The sequence below is a fragment of the Rhodospirillales bacterium genome (assembly GCA_016872535.1).
Classification (GTDB): Bacteria; Pseudomonadota; Alphaproteobacteria; order Rhodospirillales; family 2-12-FULL-67-15; genus 2-12-FULL-67-15.
In genome coordinates this window covers 23,058-38,179 of sequence record VGZQ01000026.1, presented here as the reverse complement: position 1 = coordinate 38,179, position 15,122 = coordinate 23,058, and the positions used below count along the sequence as shown (strand labels likewise).

Below are 15,122 nucleotides of genomic sequence, written 5' to 3'. Positions count from 1 at the left end.
AAAACTCACCCTCCGGTTGGACCTAAAAACGGGGGAAGGTCAATTTCACTTCGATCTATGAACCCGGCCCGTTTGAACGCGGGCACCCAGAAAGACCTCGCTAAATTCCTACTTGTATTGCATGATGTCCATAATATAGTATAAATGATAGTGATCATATAATAATCTTGAGGGCAGCGCCAATTTCGTCTGCTGCCGAAGCAATAACTCAAGGGAGGGGGGCATGCCGATCATCCAATGTGACATCCGCGAGGGCCGCACCGAGCGGCAAAAGCGAGCGCTCGCCCGCGAGATCACGCGCGTCGTCCACCAAACCATCGACGCGCCAGTCGAATATATCTACGTGCTGATCCGCGAGACACCGGGGCTTCATCACATCAAGGCCGGAAAACACCTACCCGACTTCGCCGCCAAGGCTGGTAAGTCCAAAAGATCGGGGCGCGGGATATCCGCGCGGTAGCTGCCTTCAACCTGGAACGCTTTCATGCTTGAGGTTCAAGCCCTGACGCGGTCTTTCGGCGGTCTTGTCGCCGTAAACGATGTTTCCGTATCAGTGGCCCAAGGAGAGATTCTGGGCATCATCGGCCCGAATGGCGCGGGCAAGACCACGCTTTTCAACCTCATCACCGGATTTCTGAGCCCGAGCGCCGGTCGCATCCGTTTCCAGGGCGACGACATCACCCATACGCCGACGCATCGGCTGGTGCAACGCGGCCTCGCGCGCACGTTTCAAACCGTCCGTTTTCATCGCGAATCGACGGTCTGGGAGACCGTGTGGACGGCGCAGGCGCTGCACATCGAACCCTGGGGTTGGTTGCGGGGGCAGCATACGCGGCACGCCAGGGAAGTCGCCCGACATGGCGAAATCGATCGTATCCTGACCCTGACGTATTTGGATGAACATCGCGACCGGCTGGCCAGCGAACTGCCACTCGGATTGTTGCGCCGGCTCGAGATCGCGCGCGCTCTGGCAACCGCCCCCAAGCTTCTGCTTCTCGACGAGCCGGCCTCGGGAATGAACCCTTCGGAGTCCGTGGAATTGGTCGCCGCGATCCGGCGTATTTACGAAAGCGGTCTCACGCTCGTGATCATCGAGCACGACATGGATGTCGTCATGAATCTGGCCCAACGCATCGTCGTCTTGAACTTCGGCAAGAAGATCGCGGAAGGCGCGCCAAGCGCCATTCAACAGAATCTCGAGGTCGTCGAGGCCTATCTCGGCCACGGTCAGGTGGGCCATGCTTGATATCCGCGATCTTGCCGTTGCCTACGGCAGTATCATGGCGCTCAAAAACGTCTCGCTGAGCGTGAACAAAGGCGAGATCGTAACGTTGATTGGCGCCAACGGAGCCGGAAAGACAACGCTCGTGAAGACCATTGCCGGCCTACTCAAACCGAAAAGCGGCGAAATCCGATTTCGCGACGAGAATATCGCTGGCAACGAAGCACATTTGATCTCACGCGGCGGAATCACGCTGGTGCCGGAAGGGCGCAGGCTGGTGCCAACCATGACGGTCGAGGAAAATCTGCGGTGTGGTGCTTTCCACCGCGTCGACCAAGACGGCATCGAAGCCGATCTTGACGCCGTCATGACGCGCTTCCCGGTTTTGCGCGAACGGCGCCGGCAAGAGACCCTGACCTTGAGCGGCGGCGAAAGCCAGATGGTCGCGCTCGGGCGCGGCTTGATGGCGCGGCCCGAGCTTTTGATGCTGGACGAGCCTTCCCTCGGCCTGGCGCCGAAATTGGTCGAGGCCATGTTCGACATCGTCCGCGCCCTGAAGCAAGAAGGGCGGACCATTTTGCTTATCGAACAGCGCGCCGTCGAGGCACTGGCATGCGCCGATCGCGCGTATGTACTGCGCGTCGGCGAAGTGGTGATGGAGGGGCCGTCCCGTCAATTGCTGCAAGACCCGGCGTTGCGCGAGGCCTATTTGGGAATGAAAAGCGACTCTCTCGCTTTAAGGACCGTGGCGGCTCGGGCTTGATCGCCGACACGGCAAGGCAACGAAAGAAACGTGACTGTAACATTCAACCACGAAAGCAACCGGAAGGAGGCTCCTATGTCTAAATGGACAAGACGTGAAACCCTAAAGGCCGGCGCGAGCGCCGCGGCATTGGCCGCCATGGGCGGCGTAATCCCGCGCGCCGCGCTCGCGGCGAAGCAATTCGACGGCGCGATCACGATCGGCAGCATCGAACCCTTGACGGGGATCGGCGCGGCCCTCGGTGCTCCCAATTACATCGGCAAGCTGATCGCCATCGACGAGATCAACGCCAAGGGCGGCATCGCCGTTGGCGGCAAGAATTTCCAGATCAAACTCATCTCGGAGGACGACCAGACATCGCCGGATCAGGGCGTACCCCTCTTCCGCAAGCTCGCGGAAAAGGACAAATGCCTGATCATCACCGGCACGCAATACAGCCGCGTGACCGAAAGCATGTGGGGACTCTTGCAGAAGAAACTCGACGACAAGAGCGATCCCGGCTTGCAGGTGCCGTCCATGTCGTTCCTGTCGATGAAGGCGGGTGTGGCCGGTATTTCGCCGTGGAGTTTCCGCAACGCCGGCAACGAGCCAGAGCAGCACGAAACCACCCTCTCGGTGGTCGAGAAGAAATATGGCCCCTACAAAGTCTACGGCGGCGCCGTCGAGGCCAACGAGGCGCACTCGGTCGCGGCCTGGCGCGCGGCCTATCTTCCGGCGCTCAAGCGCCGCAACGTCGAGCCCGCCGCCTATGTCGAATGGTACGAAACCGATCGCGACTTCTCGGTTCAAATCCGCAAGCTGAAGCGCGCGAATCTCGACCTCTTCGTCCTCAGCTCGCACTTCCAGGCCAACGTCGGCGCGCTTCTGGAAGCCAAGCGCCAGGGGTTCAAGCCGAAGACGATCATCAGCCACATCGGCGCGGACGCCATCGAGATGGTGCAGCTCGGCGGCGACGCCGTCGAAGGCATCGTCTTCCCCGCCGCGGTGCATCAATCGATGTCGCTCGTGCAGCCGCTCGCCGTGGAATACAAGAAGCGGACCAAGGAAAAGTACATGCCGCAATTCACCGGGCTAGGCTACGAGGGCATGTATATCCTCAAGCACGCGATGGAAACCGCCGGCATCAAGAATACGCCCGAATCGCTCCAGGAAGACCGTCGCAAGGTTCGTGACGTGCTTGCGGGGCTCAAGAACTATAAGAGCTTCGCCGGCATGACCCTCAACATGAACGAAAATCGCGACATCGTCCGGCCGACCTATCTCGTCAAGATCGACAAGGGCGATTTCCGCATGTGGTGGGATCAGGAAAAAGGCTTCCTGTTCTGATCGTTCGACTCCTATCGTCCGGGGCGCCGGTTAAGACCGGCGCCCCGGACGACTATCCGACATTCGTCGTGGAACCCATGCCGTGTCCGATTATCTGATCGACCTTTTGCAGACTTCTATCGACGGACTCTTGTTCGGGTCGACCTATGCGTTGGTTGCCATTGGATTCACGGTCATTTGGGGGCTGCTGCGGATCCTGAACTTGGCCCACGGACAGACCGTTATGGTCGGCATGTTTGCCGGCATGGTGTGCTCCACCATTTTCAAGCTGCCGATCATCGTCGGCTTTGTCGCCGCGATGGCGGCCGCGTGCGTTGTCGGCATCATCGTCGATCGGGTGTGCTATCGACCCTTGCGCAATGCGCACGAACTTGTGCCGATGATCGCGACGCTCGGGTTCTGGATCTTCCTGGAAGAAGCCTTCATCAAAATTTATTTTTATACTTGGTTCCGGGGTTATATGGATTTTCCGAACCCCTACACGTTCATCGGCTACGACGTCGGGCCGATACGGCTGCGCCTCGACTACCTGATTACGCTCGCCGTCTCGGCGGCCCTTGTCGCCGTGCTTTATTTGATCGTTTACCGCACCCGATTCGGCCTGGCCATGCGCATGGTCGCCGAAAGCCATGACATCGGTTATCTCATGGGAGTGCCGGTGCGCCGTATCCTGACCGGAACGTTTCTTTTGGCCTCGGCCTATGGCGGCGCCGCCGGTTTTTTGATCGGCATGGCGAGCAACCTCGCCTCGCCCCAGGCCGGCACGCTCGCCGTCGTTAAAGGCCTGTTCGCCATGATCCTGGGCGGTTCCGGCAGCATCGTCGGCGCCATCGTCGGCGGCATGACGCTCGGCGTGCTCGAACTTACCGGCGCCTACGTTGTGTCGTTCGCCTACCGCGATGCCATCGCGATGATCATCCTGTTCGCCGTACTGATCGTCCGTCCGCAAGGAATTGCGGGCAAGGCGACGATCGAGAGGGTGTAACCATGAGTTATTGGTACACGGTTCTGACGTTCACCGGCATTAACGTCCTGCTCGCCTACAGCGTGTACGCGAGCTACATGACGGGACAAGTATCGCTCGGCCAATCCGCTTTTTTCGGCATTGGCGCCTACACGGCGGCTACGCTTACGGTTCTCAGCGGCGCGAATTTATTCGTTGCCGTGATCGCGGGGGGTGCCGCCGGCACGATCGCAAGCCTGTTCGTCGGTGTCCCAACGCTCAGGCTCAGGGGATATTATCTGACTGTGGCCACCGTGGCTTTCGCCGAGGCGATACGGGTCGTGCTTCATAATTTTCGTTTCGGCAAGCCGCGGGAAGGCGCGGCCGGCGACACCTGGCAAGGGCCGGATGGCCCGGTCGGCTTCCGCCACATCAGCTATTTGAACGAGCACAATATCGGGACATTCGAGTACATGTCGATCGTGTGGTGCGTGGTGTTGGTCGTTGTCGTCGTCTTCGCGATTCTCGAACGCTCGCGTCTCGGCCGAGTCCTGCGAATCATCGAGGAAGACCAGATCGTCGCCAAGTCGATCGGGATCAACGTTTCGTTCATGAAGGTGGGCGCGTTTGCTTTCGGCGGGTTTCTTGCCGGCATCGGTGGCGGCCTTTACGCTCATCTGATGACGTTCATCTCGGGCGACGATTTCAAGATATATCTTTCGGCGCTGGTACTCGCGTACGTCGTCATCGGTGGCGGCCAGACCATGTGGGGGCCGCTCGTCGGCGCCGTCATCTTCACCCTTCTGCCCGAAGTCTCCCGGCCGGTGAAGGAATTCCGACTCGAATTGTTCGGCATTCTGATGATCGCGGTCATGCTGTTCCGTCCGGCCGGCATGATCTCGGCCGCGAATGTGCGCAAATGGGCCGTGGGAAGGCGGTTACGGGCACTGCTCGACCGTTCCAGTCCCAGGGTTTCCAGTCCGATGGTCCGGGAGCCCTAGGGCGTGATGCCCGGGTTCGTCCTCCAAGCGGCAATCGAGGGTTTGGTCGCGGGCGGCATTTATGCCCTGCTCGGCCTCGGCTTTCATTTGATGTTCGGCGTGCTGAAACGGGTCAACCTCGCCTATGGCACGACCTTGATGGCGTCGGTCTATTTGGCGGCGCTCTCCGTCAATCTTCATGGCGTTCCATGGCCGGCGGCGCTGCCGCTCGCGCTGATTATCGGGATCGCGATCACGCTCGCTGTCGAACGGCTGGCGTTTGCCTGGGTGCGCGGTGACGGCCGATTCAGCATGGTGGCAACCCTCGGTATCTGGATGATCATCGAGGAGTTTCTGATTCGCACCCCCGGCCACGGGCGCGGTCAAGCCATCGTCAACCCTTTCGATCTGGCCTTGGTATCGGTCGGTCGTTTGGAGTTAAGGGTCGACCATATTTTCGCGTTCGTTTTGAGCCTTGCGTTGTGTGCGGGCATATATGCCTTTCTTTTCCATTCGCGCGCCGGCCTCAAGATACGCGTCGTCGTCGAGGATCGGGCTTTGGCCGGCCTGCTCGGCATCGACGCCGCAAGCGTGACCCGGTGGACATTTGCGCTGGCGGCGGTCATCGGCGTAATCGCCGGATATGTGTTCGCCACCGCGCAGCATGCCATCGACGTTCACATCGGGATGTGGGCGACCCTCAAGGGGTTGGTGATCTTGGTCTTGGGCGGCGCGGGCAACCTCTGGGGCGTAGTTGCGGCCGCTCTTGGCCTCGGGATCATGGAACGTGTCGGCACTGAACTGGCCGGGCCAGGCTACCGGGATCTGATCGGATACGGGCTGATGCTCTGTCTGCTTGCGCTTTTTCCGCATGGATTTGGCGGGCGCGCGCGGCTGGCGAGCGGCTAGGAAACGGCGATGGAATACGGGTTATCCGTCGCCACCGTATTCTCGATCATGGTCGTATTGGCCATGAGTTGCTACGTCGTCATCCTGGCGGGCGAGATTTCCTTCGGCCAACACGCCTTCTTCGGCGTCGGCGCCTATGTGGCGGCAGTGTGCACCGTGTTCCTGAACAGCGGGTTGGGAATGTCGCTTGTCGCCGGCACCGCAGCCGCGGCGCTCACCGCGTATGTGGCCGGCATGCCCATTCTCCGGTCCCATGGGCTGCAGTTCACGATTTACACTCTGATCTTCGCGGAATTTGTACGCCAGGTTATGTTAATGAGCGAATGGCGCGTCGTACGCGATGGTCGCGAGATAGGCCCTCAGGGGATGTTGGGCTTTTCGGGCATCGATTATTTTTTCGTCGCCGGAATGGGCGTCATCGGTCAAGCCGTGCTCTGCGGTACGATCGCGATCGTGGTCGTGATAGCGGTCGGCCTGTTGCGTCGATCTCATTTCGGCCGAACGATCGAAGCCGTTGCCGAAGATCCGATACTTGCCGCCGCCATCGGCATCAACCCGCAAACGACGCGCCTAGTTGCCTTCACCATTTCCGGCGGCCTTGCCGGGCTTGGCGGCGGCCTGTTCGCCCACTACGTGACGTATATCAATCCGGAAAACTTCGGTCTGATGTTCGGCATACATGCCGTCGCCTACACGCTCTTGGGCGGCGTCGGCAGCGTGCTGGGGCCGGTCCTCGGCGCCGCCCTCGATATCGTTCTTTTGGAGCAACTGCGTGTTTTCGGCGGTTATCGGATGATCGCATTCGGGGCGCTCATCGTTTTCGTTCTTATTCTTCGCCCGAGCGGGCTTATCGATCGACCGCTATCCTCTTGGTCCAAGGGTTTACACCACGTCATGTTGTCGAAACGCTAATTCAAATGTAACGGAGATCGACCATGAAAATACCTTCGCGGGGACGGTTGGCGCTTCTAATGGCCATGTTTATTGGCGTCGGGCTCTTAATGAGCATCGCGGTTCCAGCGTCGGCGCAGAACCTACTCGAATTGACTTTTCGCGCCCAGCCGACCAACAAGCCGCTGGAGCGAAAACTCATGATTGTCCTCAAGGACGGTGGCAAGCCCGTGTCCGACGCCATTGTCGAGATCGACGTCGACATGCCGAGCATGCCGATGATGCATCGTGTCCCGAAGACAAAGGCGATGCCGAGCGGAGCGCCCGGCGAGTATTCGGCGAATATCATCCTCGAAATGCCGGGCGAGTGGGCGGCGCGCGTTGCCGTCGACAAGCCACGTCGGACAACAGCCGTTTATAAATTCCAGGTTGAATGACCGAATCAAGTTAACGCGGGCAGGCCTTGTCGATGGCGTCGAGCGCGGCTGAAACGCCGGTCAGGGAATAGGTATCCGTGGTCGGGGTGCCGCGCGACGAGGTGCCCTTGACCACCATGGTCGAGCCGGCCCGCATCACCTTCACCAGTTGTGCGTCGCCGTTTCCATCCTTCGTCCAGGCCTGTTCGCCATGGCCGAAGAGGGCGAACGTCTGCGCACCGATGGTCGCGGTCGCTTCGGCGCCTTCCTTGAACGCGTAGCCGGCCTCGAAACTGACCACGTTAAACGATTTTTCCTTCGGCCGGTGGGTCACGAGCACGAACACGTCGCCGCGCTGGGTGTAGCGACCCTCGGACTTGGTCGGCTTGGAGCCTGCATAACAGAACCCCTCGCGCGGGTCGCGATAGGCCTCCCAATCGCCGAACGTGCCGAGATGCCCTCCATTGGGATTCGCGCCGTTCGCGGGCGCGGCGGCTTTCTTGGCTTTACCGTTTTTGGGGGAGCCATTCTTGGCCTGCCCATTCTTCGCCTGACCGTTCTTGGTTTGCGCCATGACCGGCGACGGCGCGACGAGCGCGGCGCCGAGCAGCAAGGCGACGACGGCAAACAAAACCCTGGACATGGCCAACAGGTAATGCCGCCCGGGTTAACAGGCTGTTAAGGAATGGCTAAGGATTAACGGGCTGCGCTATATCTATGGCGTCATGCCCATCCACCCGCCGATCCTGGTCGAGGCCACCCGCGGTTCGATGGTCGAAAGCCGCCATCGCGGCCACGCGGTCGTCGTCGACGCCGACGGGCACGTCGTCGCCGCGTTCGGCGATCCCGTGATCGCGATCTATCCCCGTTCGTCGATCAAGCCGTTGCAGGCGCTCGCCCTGATCGAAACCGGCGCGGCTAAGCGTTTCGCCGTCGGATCGGAGGAAATCGCGCTCGCCTGCGCGAGTCACGACGGCGGCCCCGAGCACACCGCGCGCGTCGGTGCCTGGCTCGCACGCATAGGGCTCGCGGAAGCCGATCTCGAATGTGGCGCGCACGCCCCGACCGACGCGCGCGCGGCCGAGGAATTGATCCGGCGGGGTCGCGTTCCCTCTCCGGTCCACAACAACTGCTCGGGCAAGCACACGGGGATTCTGGCCGGCGCGCTGCACCTCGGTGAACCGACGCGGGGTTACCTCGCACCCGACCATCCGGCCGAGCGGCGGCTCAAGGCCGTCCTCGCCGACATGAGCGGCGCGAGCCTCGCCGACGCCCCGACCGGCGTCGACGGCTGCGGCATTCCGGTTTACGCCATGCCGCTCAACGGCTTGGCCCGCGCCATGGCCCGCCTCGCCCAACCCGAACGACTGCCCCCGGCGCGGGCGGAGGCCGCGCGCGCGGTATTCCAGGCCATGACGTGCCATCCGAGGCTGGTGTCCGGCCCTGGGCGTTTCGACACCGAAGCGATGACGGCCGGAAGCGGAAAATTCATCGTCAAGGGCGGCGCCGAGGGCATGCACGCCGCCGCGATTCCCGGCGCGGGTCTCGGCATCGCCGTTAAGATCGAGGACGGCGCGTGCCGCGCCTCGGCGGTGGCCATGGCCGCGCTGCTGGCGCGTTTCGCCGGTATCGAGCTTGCCGACTGGCGTGCGCCGATCCTGCGCAACGTCGCCGGGCGCGACATCGGGATCTTGCGCGCGAGCGCGGACCTCGGCGCGTGAATTACGGCGGGAACCGTTGAAATTTCGCGACCGCGCGGCGGAACTTGGGCGAGCCGAACGTGTGCTTGGGCAGAGCCTCGGTCGGGCCGCCCGCGCGCACCGGGCGCGGCGCGAAGCGACCCAAGGTCAATACCCGATCATACATCGCGAGCGCGCCCGCGAGTCCGACGTTGATGCTGAAGGCGGTCGGGATCTTCACCACATGCGCGCAGCGCACGACCATGGCCGCCGACAGCCGGCCCCGTTCCGGTCCGAGCACGTAGGCGGCGACGCGGGGGTGACGAAAGCTCGGCAAATCGATCGCGCCGTCCATCAGCTCGATCCCGACCAGCGCGCAACCTTCGGGCAACAACAGGGATTTGACGTCGGGAAAGGCGTAGAACGGGACGCTTGCGGTCGCGGCCGAGGTGTCCGCCCGTCCGCCTTCCTCGGGGTCGTAGGCGGCGGCGACGGTGAACACGAAGGAAGCGCCGAAAGCGTGCGCGGTGCGGAACAGTGCGCCCACGTTCATCGCCTTACTAGCGCCCTCGATGCCGATGCCGAAATAACCCCGCATGTCCCCCTTCCCCAACCCGCCCGCCACCTTTCCGCTTGGGCCGGCCTCGGCCATAATCGAGTGTTATTCGCGAAAGGGCAACTCCATGCGCGCGGTTGTTTGTCCCGCGCTCGGTGATCCGAGCACGCTTGTCGTCGAGGACGTACCTTCGCCCGCCATGATCGCGCGGGGCGTGCGCATCCGCGTGCGCGCCGCCGCGCTCAATTTCGCCGACACCCTGATGATCAAGGGCACCTACCAGGAAAAGAGAACGCCGCCCTTCGTGCCGGGACTCGAGGCCGCAGGCGAAGTGATCGAAACCGCACCCGGCGTCACGCGCGTCAAGATCGGCGACCGGGTCATGGCGCTGGTGTCGGGAGGTGCCTTCGCCGAGGAAGCGGTGGCGGAAGAGGGTCGCGTCTGGCCGATTCCGGACGGCATGGATTACACCGCCGCCGCCGGGTTCCCCATCGTCTACGGCACGTCATACTTAGCGCTTGCCGACCGGGCGCGACTTAAGGCCGGCGAGACGCTGGTGGTCCACGGTGCCGCAGGCGGCGTCGGATTGACCGCGGTCGAGATCGGCAAGCGCCTTGGCGCCACCGTGATCGCCGTCGCCGGCGGCGCCGACAAGCTGGCGTTGGCCAAGGCCCACGGCGCCGACCACGCGCTCGATCACCGCACCGAGGATCTGCGCACGCGCATAAAGGAATTGACCGACGAGCGCGGCGCCGACGTGGTCTACGACCCGGTCGGCGGCGGCGCGTTTGAGGCTTCTTTGCGTTCGACCGCGCCCGACGGGCGCATCGTCGTGGTCGGCTTCGCCAGCGGCGAGGTGCCGCAAATCCCAGCTAATATCCTTCTGGTCAAGAACCTGACCGTAATCGGCCTCTATTGGGGAGCCTACCGCAACATCCGGCCGGAGGATTTCGCGCGCCAGTTCGACGTGCTGCTCGGCTGGTGGAAGGAAGGCGCGCTCAGGCCCCATGCCTCGCACGTCTTGCCCCTGGCCGAGGCGCGAGAAGCGTTCGCCGCGTTGCTGGCCCGCCGTTCGGCGGGCAAGGTCGCCCTGGTCATGGAGGACGCATGATCCGGCGCATGGCCATCGTCGCCCTCGCCCTTCAGACTGCGGCGTTGGCCGCGCCGCTCGCGACGGCCGACTTTCGGTCGGCGAAGGCCGAAGAGCCGACGCCGGTCAAGATCGGCGTGCTCGCCTTCCGCGGCGACGAGGACGCCCGCAAGCGCTGGGCGCCGACCGCCGAGTTCCTGTCCACCGCTATTCCGAGCGTCCGCTTCGAGGTGGTCCCGCTCGCGCCCGCCGCGCTCAACGACGCGGTGGAGACCGACGCGCTCGGTTTCGTCGTCACCAACACCGGCAACTACGTCGATCTCGAGGCGCGCCACGGCATTTCGCGCATCGCCACGCTCCGCACGCCGACCGGAAGCGCGTTCGGGGCGGCGATCTTCGTCCGCGCCGATCGCCATGACCTCAAGACCATCGCCGATCTCAAGGGTAAGTCGTTCATGGCGGTGCAGCCGGAAGGATTCGGCGGCCTGCTCATGGCTTGGCGCGAATTGAAGGCGCATGGCCTCGACCCGTTCAAGGATTTCGGGTCCCTGAAGTTTTCGGGATTCCCGCAGGATTTGATCGCCTTCACCGTGCTCAAGGGCGAGGTCGACGCGGGAACGTTCCGCACCGACACCCTCGAATCCATGGCCGCCGAAGGCAAAATCCGCCTCGAAGACTTTCGCGTGCTCAACCCGCGCAACTACCCCGGATTTCCCTACCGCGTTTCCACCCGCCTCTACCCGGAATGGCCGTTCGCCAAGCTCCGCCACACGCCGCCGGAACTCGCACAAGCCGTCGCGCTCGCGCTGTTGCAGATGCCCCCGGATTCGCCTGCCGCCCGCGCCGGCGATTACCGCGGCTGGACCGTGCCCCTCGATTACACCCCGGTGCACGAGCTGTATCACGAACTGCGCCTCGGACCTTACGCCGACCTCGGCGAAATCACCATCGCCGATCTCGCCGAACAATACGGCCATTGGATCGCGGCTGGCGTCGTGGTGCTGATCGTGATCGGGCTCTGGCTTTTGCGTACCGAACAGCTGGTCGCGCGCCGTACCCGCGAACTGTCCCTCGCCAACGCCAATCTCGAGCGCGAAGCCGCCGAGCGCCAACGCGCCGAAGCGAGCGCGCGCGAGCGCCAGGCCGAACTCGCCCATGTCCACCGCCTCAACACCATGGGCGAGATGGCGTCCGGCATCGCCCATGAGTTGAACCAGCCGCTCGCCGCCGTGGTCAATTACGCCAAGGGAGCGGTGCGGCGCCTGAGGCAGGGCACGGCCGACCCGGCCGAATTGTTGGGCGTGCTCGAACAGGCCTCCGCCCAGGCCGAACGCGCCGCCGCCATCGTCCGCCGCGTCCGCGCTTTCATCCGCAAGGAAGCGCCGCGCCGCGCCACCCTCGACGGCAACAAGATCGTTCGCGAGACCGCCGAGTTGATGACCGCCGAGGCCGGCCGCGCGGGCGCGCGCCTGGTCCTCGACCTCGCCTCGCCGGCACCGCGCATCCGCGCCGATTCCGTCAAGGTGGAGCAGGTGATCGTGAACCTGATCCGCAACGCGATCGAAGCCATGGCCGAGGATTCTTCGCCGGTGCGGGAAATCACGCTTCGCACGCGCGCGTGCACCGACGGCGCGGTCGAGGTCGCGGTCGAAGACACGGGGCCGGGCCTGCCGCTTGAATCGCGCGAGCGGCTGTTCGATCCCTTCTACACCACCAATGCCGACGGGCTCGGGCTGTCCATCAGCCAGAGCATCGTCGAGGCCCACGGCGGCCGCCTGAGCGCGGCGCCCCGGCCGGGCGGCGGCACGATCTTCCGCTTCGCCCTGCCCGCAACCGAGGAAGCGCGCCATGACGCCGCTTAAACCCGCGCCGGGATCGTTGCCCGGCCAAGGCTCATTCCCTGACGAGCCTATCGTGTTCGTGGTCGATGACGACCAAGCGGCGCGCGAATCGCTCTCCCGGCTGATCGGCTCGGTTCACCTGCGCGTTCGGTCTTTCGCCTCGGCCGCGGAATTCCTCGCCGCCTGTTCGCCCGGACAGCCCGGTTGCGTCATCGCCGACGTGCGCATGCCGGGCCTGAGCGGACTCGACCTGCAAGCGGAACTGTGCCGGCGCGGCATCGATCTTCCGGTCATCGTCGTCACCGGCCACGGCGACGTCCCCATGGCGGTAAGGGCGATGAAGGCGGGCGCCCTCGATTTCGTCGAAAAGCCGTTCAACGACCAGGTCCTGATCGATCTGGTGCAGAACGCGGTCAAGCACAGCCTCGCCGCCCGGCGAAGCGAGCGGGAAAAAAAGGGGGTGCGCGCCCGGCTCGAACAACTGACGCCGCGCGAGCGCCAGGTGCTGGACATGATCGCCGCCGGCGAATCCAACAAGGGCATCGCGAGCGCCCTCGGCATCAGCGAAAAAACGGTCGAAGCCCATCGCGCGCACGTCATGGACAAGATGCAGGCGAAGTCGTTCGCCGAATTGATGAAGCTCGTCATCGCCCTCGATTGAGGAAATATTAGAAAAAACTGTTTAATTCGGGAAAACCCTAAGTTGATTTCAGGAGTCCCCCAATTCCGGCCCGTCCGGTTTGGCTTTTAAACTGAAGCCACGAATTCGCACGAACGTTCGCAAGCCTTGCAACAAAGGGAGACTTCGCATGAGGAAAGCCTATTTGACGGCCGCCGCCGCGGCCATCGCCTTCGGCGCGCTGGTTGGCTCGGGCGCCTTCGCCCAGCAATCCACGCCCGCGAAACACAAAGTCGTCTATCACATCAACTACGCCGGCGGCGATCAGGGCAAGCTCTACGAGGCCGCCATGACCAACGTCCAGAACCACATCTCCGCTGTCGGCGCCGACAAGGTCGACATCAAGGTGGTGATGCACGGCCTCGGCCTCGACATGCTCACGGACGCGAAGAGCAACGACAGCATCCGGAACAAAATCAACAGCCTGAAAAATCAGCAGGTCTCCTTCCAGGTCTGCGGCATTGCCCTGGAGCGCCGCAAGATCGACTACAAGAACCTGTACGACGTTTCCGAGGGCGACATTGTGCCGTCGGGCGTGGCCGAGATCGCCAAGCTCCAGCACCAGGGCTACGCCTACATCAAGCCCTGACAACGGCGGACGATAATCCGGAGAACGGCGCTCCAATGGGAGCGCCGTTCTTTTTTGCATCAGCGGGAATAGCGCCGCTTGATCGCGAAGTGGTCCTTCCACTTCTTCCAGGCGCGGAAACCGACGATGATTTCCTCGTCGGGATGGCCGATGGGAAACTCGCCGGTCGCGTCTTTGTCGCTCCAGATTCCCTGGCTCTTGCGGGCCTGACGTTGCTCGACCAGCCAGTCGCGATAGCTTTCGAACACGATGTGCCCGCCCGGTCCGTCGAGGCGGGCGGCGCGGACGCGCCCGTCCCATTCGATCCACAGCTTCCGATCGGCCTCGGAAATCTCCAGCGGCTCGACGTCGAGGTCATAGCCGAGTTTCCGGTGCACCTCGCTGGCGACCGCGGCGTAAATGCGCTGGTCGCGGAGACTGAGGAGCTGCTTGTAAATGCCGAGATGCTCGGTCGTCACCGGCTTCGCCAGCAGCGCGTGATCCCTTTGTTTGCCGCGCGCGGCGGCGGTTGCGGTTTTGTGAAACTCGAGCATGGTCGGGGAGTAATCCTCGCCGAGGAAATCACAGACTTTTTTCGTGATCCCGACCGGATCGACCACCAGGTCTTCATAGCGGACGTCGTGCCAGATCTTGGGCCCGAGCTTGGCGCGGAACGGCATGACGAAAGCGTTGGCCGCGCTCCAAGTGTAGGCAGCCATGTAAATGTGCCCGACGCCGAACGCGGATTCGAGGCTGATGGCCGATGCGTCGCGCCCGTCGCGGGTGATGCATACGAACTGCGCGTCGGGAAAGTTTTCGAGGATCTGCGGCACGAAATAGAGATTATTGGGCGTCTTCTGCCCCCAACGCGGCCTGTTGCCGAATTGCCTGGCGTAGCGGCGGTGCATGGCGGTGTAGATGCCGGCGAAGCTGCGCTCCGGCGCCATGGCGCAAATCTCGGCCACCGCCGTCGCCGGATTCAAATCCATCCCCCAGAGCGGCTGGTTGAGGCCGAACAGCATTTCCGACGCGAGGGTGCGGAAGTTGGCGTCCACGCTCAAATCGCCGTAGGTATAACGCCAGGGATAGATGCGCGGGAATAACCAACCCACTTCGGGAAACGAAAGTCTGGGATGATTGCCAAGCATGGCCATGAGCAGCGTCGTGCCCGAACGCTCGCAACCGATGACGAAGATCGGCCGGTCGCCGATGATAGGCATGGGGTCGCCTCCTGAATTGACGGCGGCCCGATTTTACGG

The 15,122-nt window shown here is 63.0% G+C and carries 17 protein-coding genes; 14 read left to right on the top strand and 3 right to left on the bottom strand.

Annotated features, from left to right (window positions below; translation table 11 throughout):
* Window positions 1-223: 223 nt before the first annotated feature.
* The 9 genes from FJ311_07150 to FJ311_07110 all read left to right on the top strand — a co-directional run bounded on the left by FJ311_07150 (window position 224) and on the right by FJ311_07110 (window position 7,471).
* Window positions 224-460, top strand: a complete 237-nt coding sequence (locus FJ311_07150) for a 4-oxalocrotonate tautomerase (GenBank protein ID MBM3951213.1) — start codon at window positions 224-226, stop codon at window positions 458-460.
* Between the two features lie 24 nt (window positions 461-484).
* Window positions 485-1,246 (top strand): ABC transporter ATP-binding protein, encoded by a 762-nt coding sequence (locus FJ311_07145; protein MBM3951212.1) that lies wholly within the window; start codon window positions 485-487, stop codon window positions 1,244-1,246.
* The gene (locus tag FJ311_07140) at window positions 1,239-1,985 is read left to right on the top strand and encodes an ABC transporter ATP-binding protein (protein ID MBM3951211.1); all 747 of its coding nucleotides are present in this window, start codon (window positions 1,239-1,241) and stop codon (window positions 1,983-1,985) included. Before FJ311_07145 ends, FJ311_07140 begins: the two co-directional genes overlap by 8 nt.
* 75 nt (window positions 1,986-2,060) lie before the next feature.
* Window positions 2,061-3,311 carry an ABC transporter substrate-binding protein gene (locus FJ311_07135; protein ID MBM3951210.1) on the top strand — a complete coding sequence of 417 codons (1,251 nt, stop codon included), beginning with the start codon at window positions 2,061-2,063 and terminating at the stop codon, window positions 3,309-3,311.
* 61 nt (window positions 3,312-3,372) lie between these two features.
* Window positions 3,373-4,296, top strand: coding sequence for a branched-chain amino acid ABC transporter permease (locus FJ311_07130; protein MBM3951209.1), 924 nt, complete (start codon window positions 3,373-3,375; stop codon window positions 4,294-4,296).
* A gap of 2 nt (window positions 4,297-4,298) precedes the next feature.
* Window positions 4,299-5,255: a branched-chain amino acid ABC transporter permease gene (locus FJ311_07125; GenBank protein MBM3951208.1), complete on the top strand. Its 957-nt coding sequence runs from the start codon at window positions 4,299-4,301 to the stop codon at window positions 5,253-5,255.
* 6 nt (window positions 5,256-5,261) lie between these two features.
* Complete coding sequence (locus FJ311_07120) at window positions 5,262-6,143, top strand: branched-chain amino acid ABC transporter permease (GenBank protein MBM3951207.1); 882 nt, start codon at window positions 5,262-5,264, stop codon at window positions 6,141-6,143.
* A gap of 9 nt (window positions 6,144-6,152) precedes the next feature.
* Window positions 6,153-7,055: a branched-chain amino acid ABC transporter permease gene (locus tag FJ311_07115; GenBank protein MBM3951206.1), complete on the top strand. Its 903-nt coding sequence runs from the start codon at window positions 6,153-6,155 to the stop codon at window positions 7,053-7,055.
* Window positions 7,056-7,078: 23 nt separating this feature from the next.
* Window positions 7,079-7,471, top strand: a complete 393-nt coding sequence (locus FJ311_07110; protein MBM3951205.1) for a FixH family protein — start codon at window positions 7,079-7,081, stop codon at window positions 7,469-7,471.
* 10 nt (window positions 7,472-7,481) lie between these two features.
* Here FJ311_07110 and FJ311_07105 read toward each other — a convergent pair whose 3' ends face one another.
* Window positions 7,482-8,081, bottom strand: a complete 600-nt coding sequence (locus FJ311_07105) for a hypothetical protein (protein MBM3951204.1) — start codon at window positions 8,079-8,081, stop codon at window positions 7,482-7,484.
* A gap of 94 nt (window positions 8,082-8,175) precedes the next feature.
* On the opposite strand from FJ311_07105, the gene FJ311_07100 reads away from it, so the two are divergent.
* Window positions 8,176-9,171, top strand: coding sequence for an asparaginase (locus FJ311_07100; protein ID MBM3951203.1), 996 nt, complete (start codon window positions 8,176-8,178; stop codon window positions 9,169-9,171).
* A gap of 1 nt (window position 9,172) precedes the next feature.
* Here FJ311_07100 and FJ311_07095 read toward each other — a convergent pair whose 3' ends face one another.
* On the bottom strand, window positions 9,173-9,727 hold the full coding sequence (locus FJ311_07095; protein ID MBM3951202.1) for an RNA methyltransferase: 555 nt from the start codon (window positions 9,725-9,727) through the stop codon (window positions 9,173-9,175).
* Between the two features lie 85 nt (window positions 9,728-9,812).
* On the opposite strand from FJ311_07095, the gene FJ311_07090 reads away from it, so the two are divergent.
* The 4 genes from FJ311_07090 to FJ311_07075 all read left to right on the top strand — a co-directional run bounded on the left by FJ311_07090 (window position 9,813) and on the right by FJ311_07075 (window position 13,884).
* The gene (locus FJ311_07090) at window positions 9,813-10,796 is read left to right on the top strand and encodes an NADPH:quinone oxidoreductase family protein (GenBank protein MBM3951201.1); all 984 of its coding nucleotides are present in this window, start codon (window positions 9,813-9,815) and stop codon (window positions 10,794-10,796) included.
* Window positions 10,793-12,637 carry a sensor protein gene (locus tag FJ311_07085; protein ID MBM3951200.1) on the top strand — a complete coding sequence of 615 codons (1,845 nt, stop codon included), beginning with the start codon at window positions 10,793-10,795 and terminating at the stop codon, window positions 12,635-12,637. The genes FJ311_07090 and FJ311_07085 overlap by 4 nt, the downstream gene beginning before the upstream one ends.
* A complete protein-coding gene (locus FJ311_07080; GenBank protein MBM3951199.1) occupies window positions 12,624-13,277 on the top strand; it encodes a response regulator transcription factor in 654 nt (217 codons plus the stop codon). Before FJ311_07085 ends, FJ311_07080 begins: the two co-directional genes overlap by 14 nt.
* 148 nt (window positions 13,278-13,425) lie before the next feature.
* Complete coding sequence (locus FJ311_07075; GenBank protein MBM3951198.1) at window positions 13,426-13,884, top strand: hypothetical protein; 459 nt, start codon at window positions 13,426-13,428, stop codon at window positions 13,882-13,884.
* Window positions 13,885-13,943: 59 nt separating this feature from the next.
* Here the strand turns inward: FJ311_07075 and FJ311_07070 are convergent, their stop codons facing one another.
* Window positions 13,944-15,083, bottom strand: coding sequence for a sulfotransferase (locus FJ311_07070; protein ID MBM3951197.1), 1,140 nt, complete (start codon window positions 15,081-15,083; stop codon window positions 13,944-13,946).
* Between the last annotated feature and the right edge of the window lie 39 nt (window positions 15,084-15,122).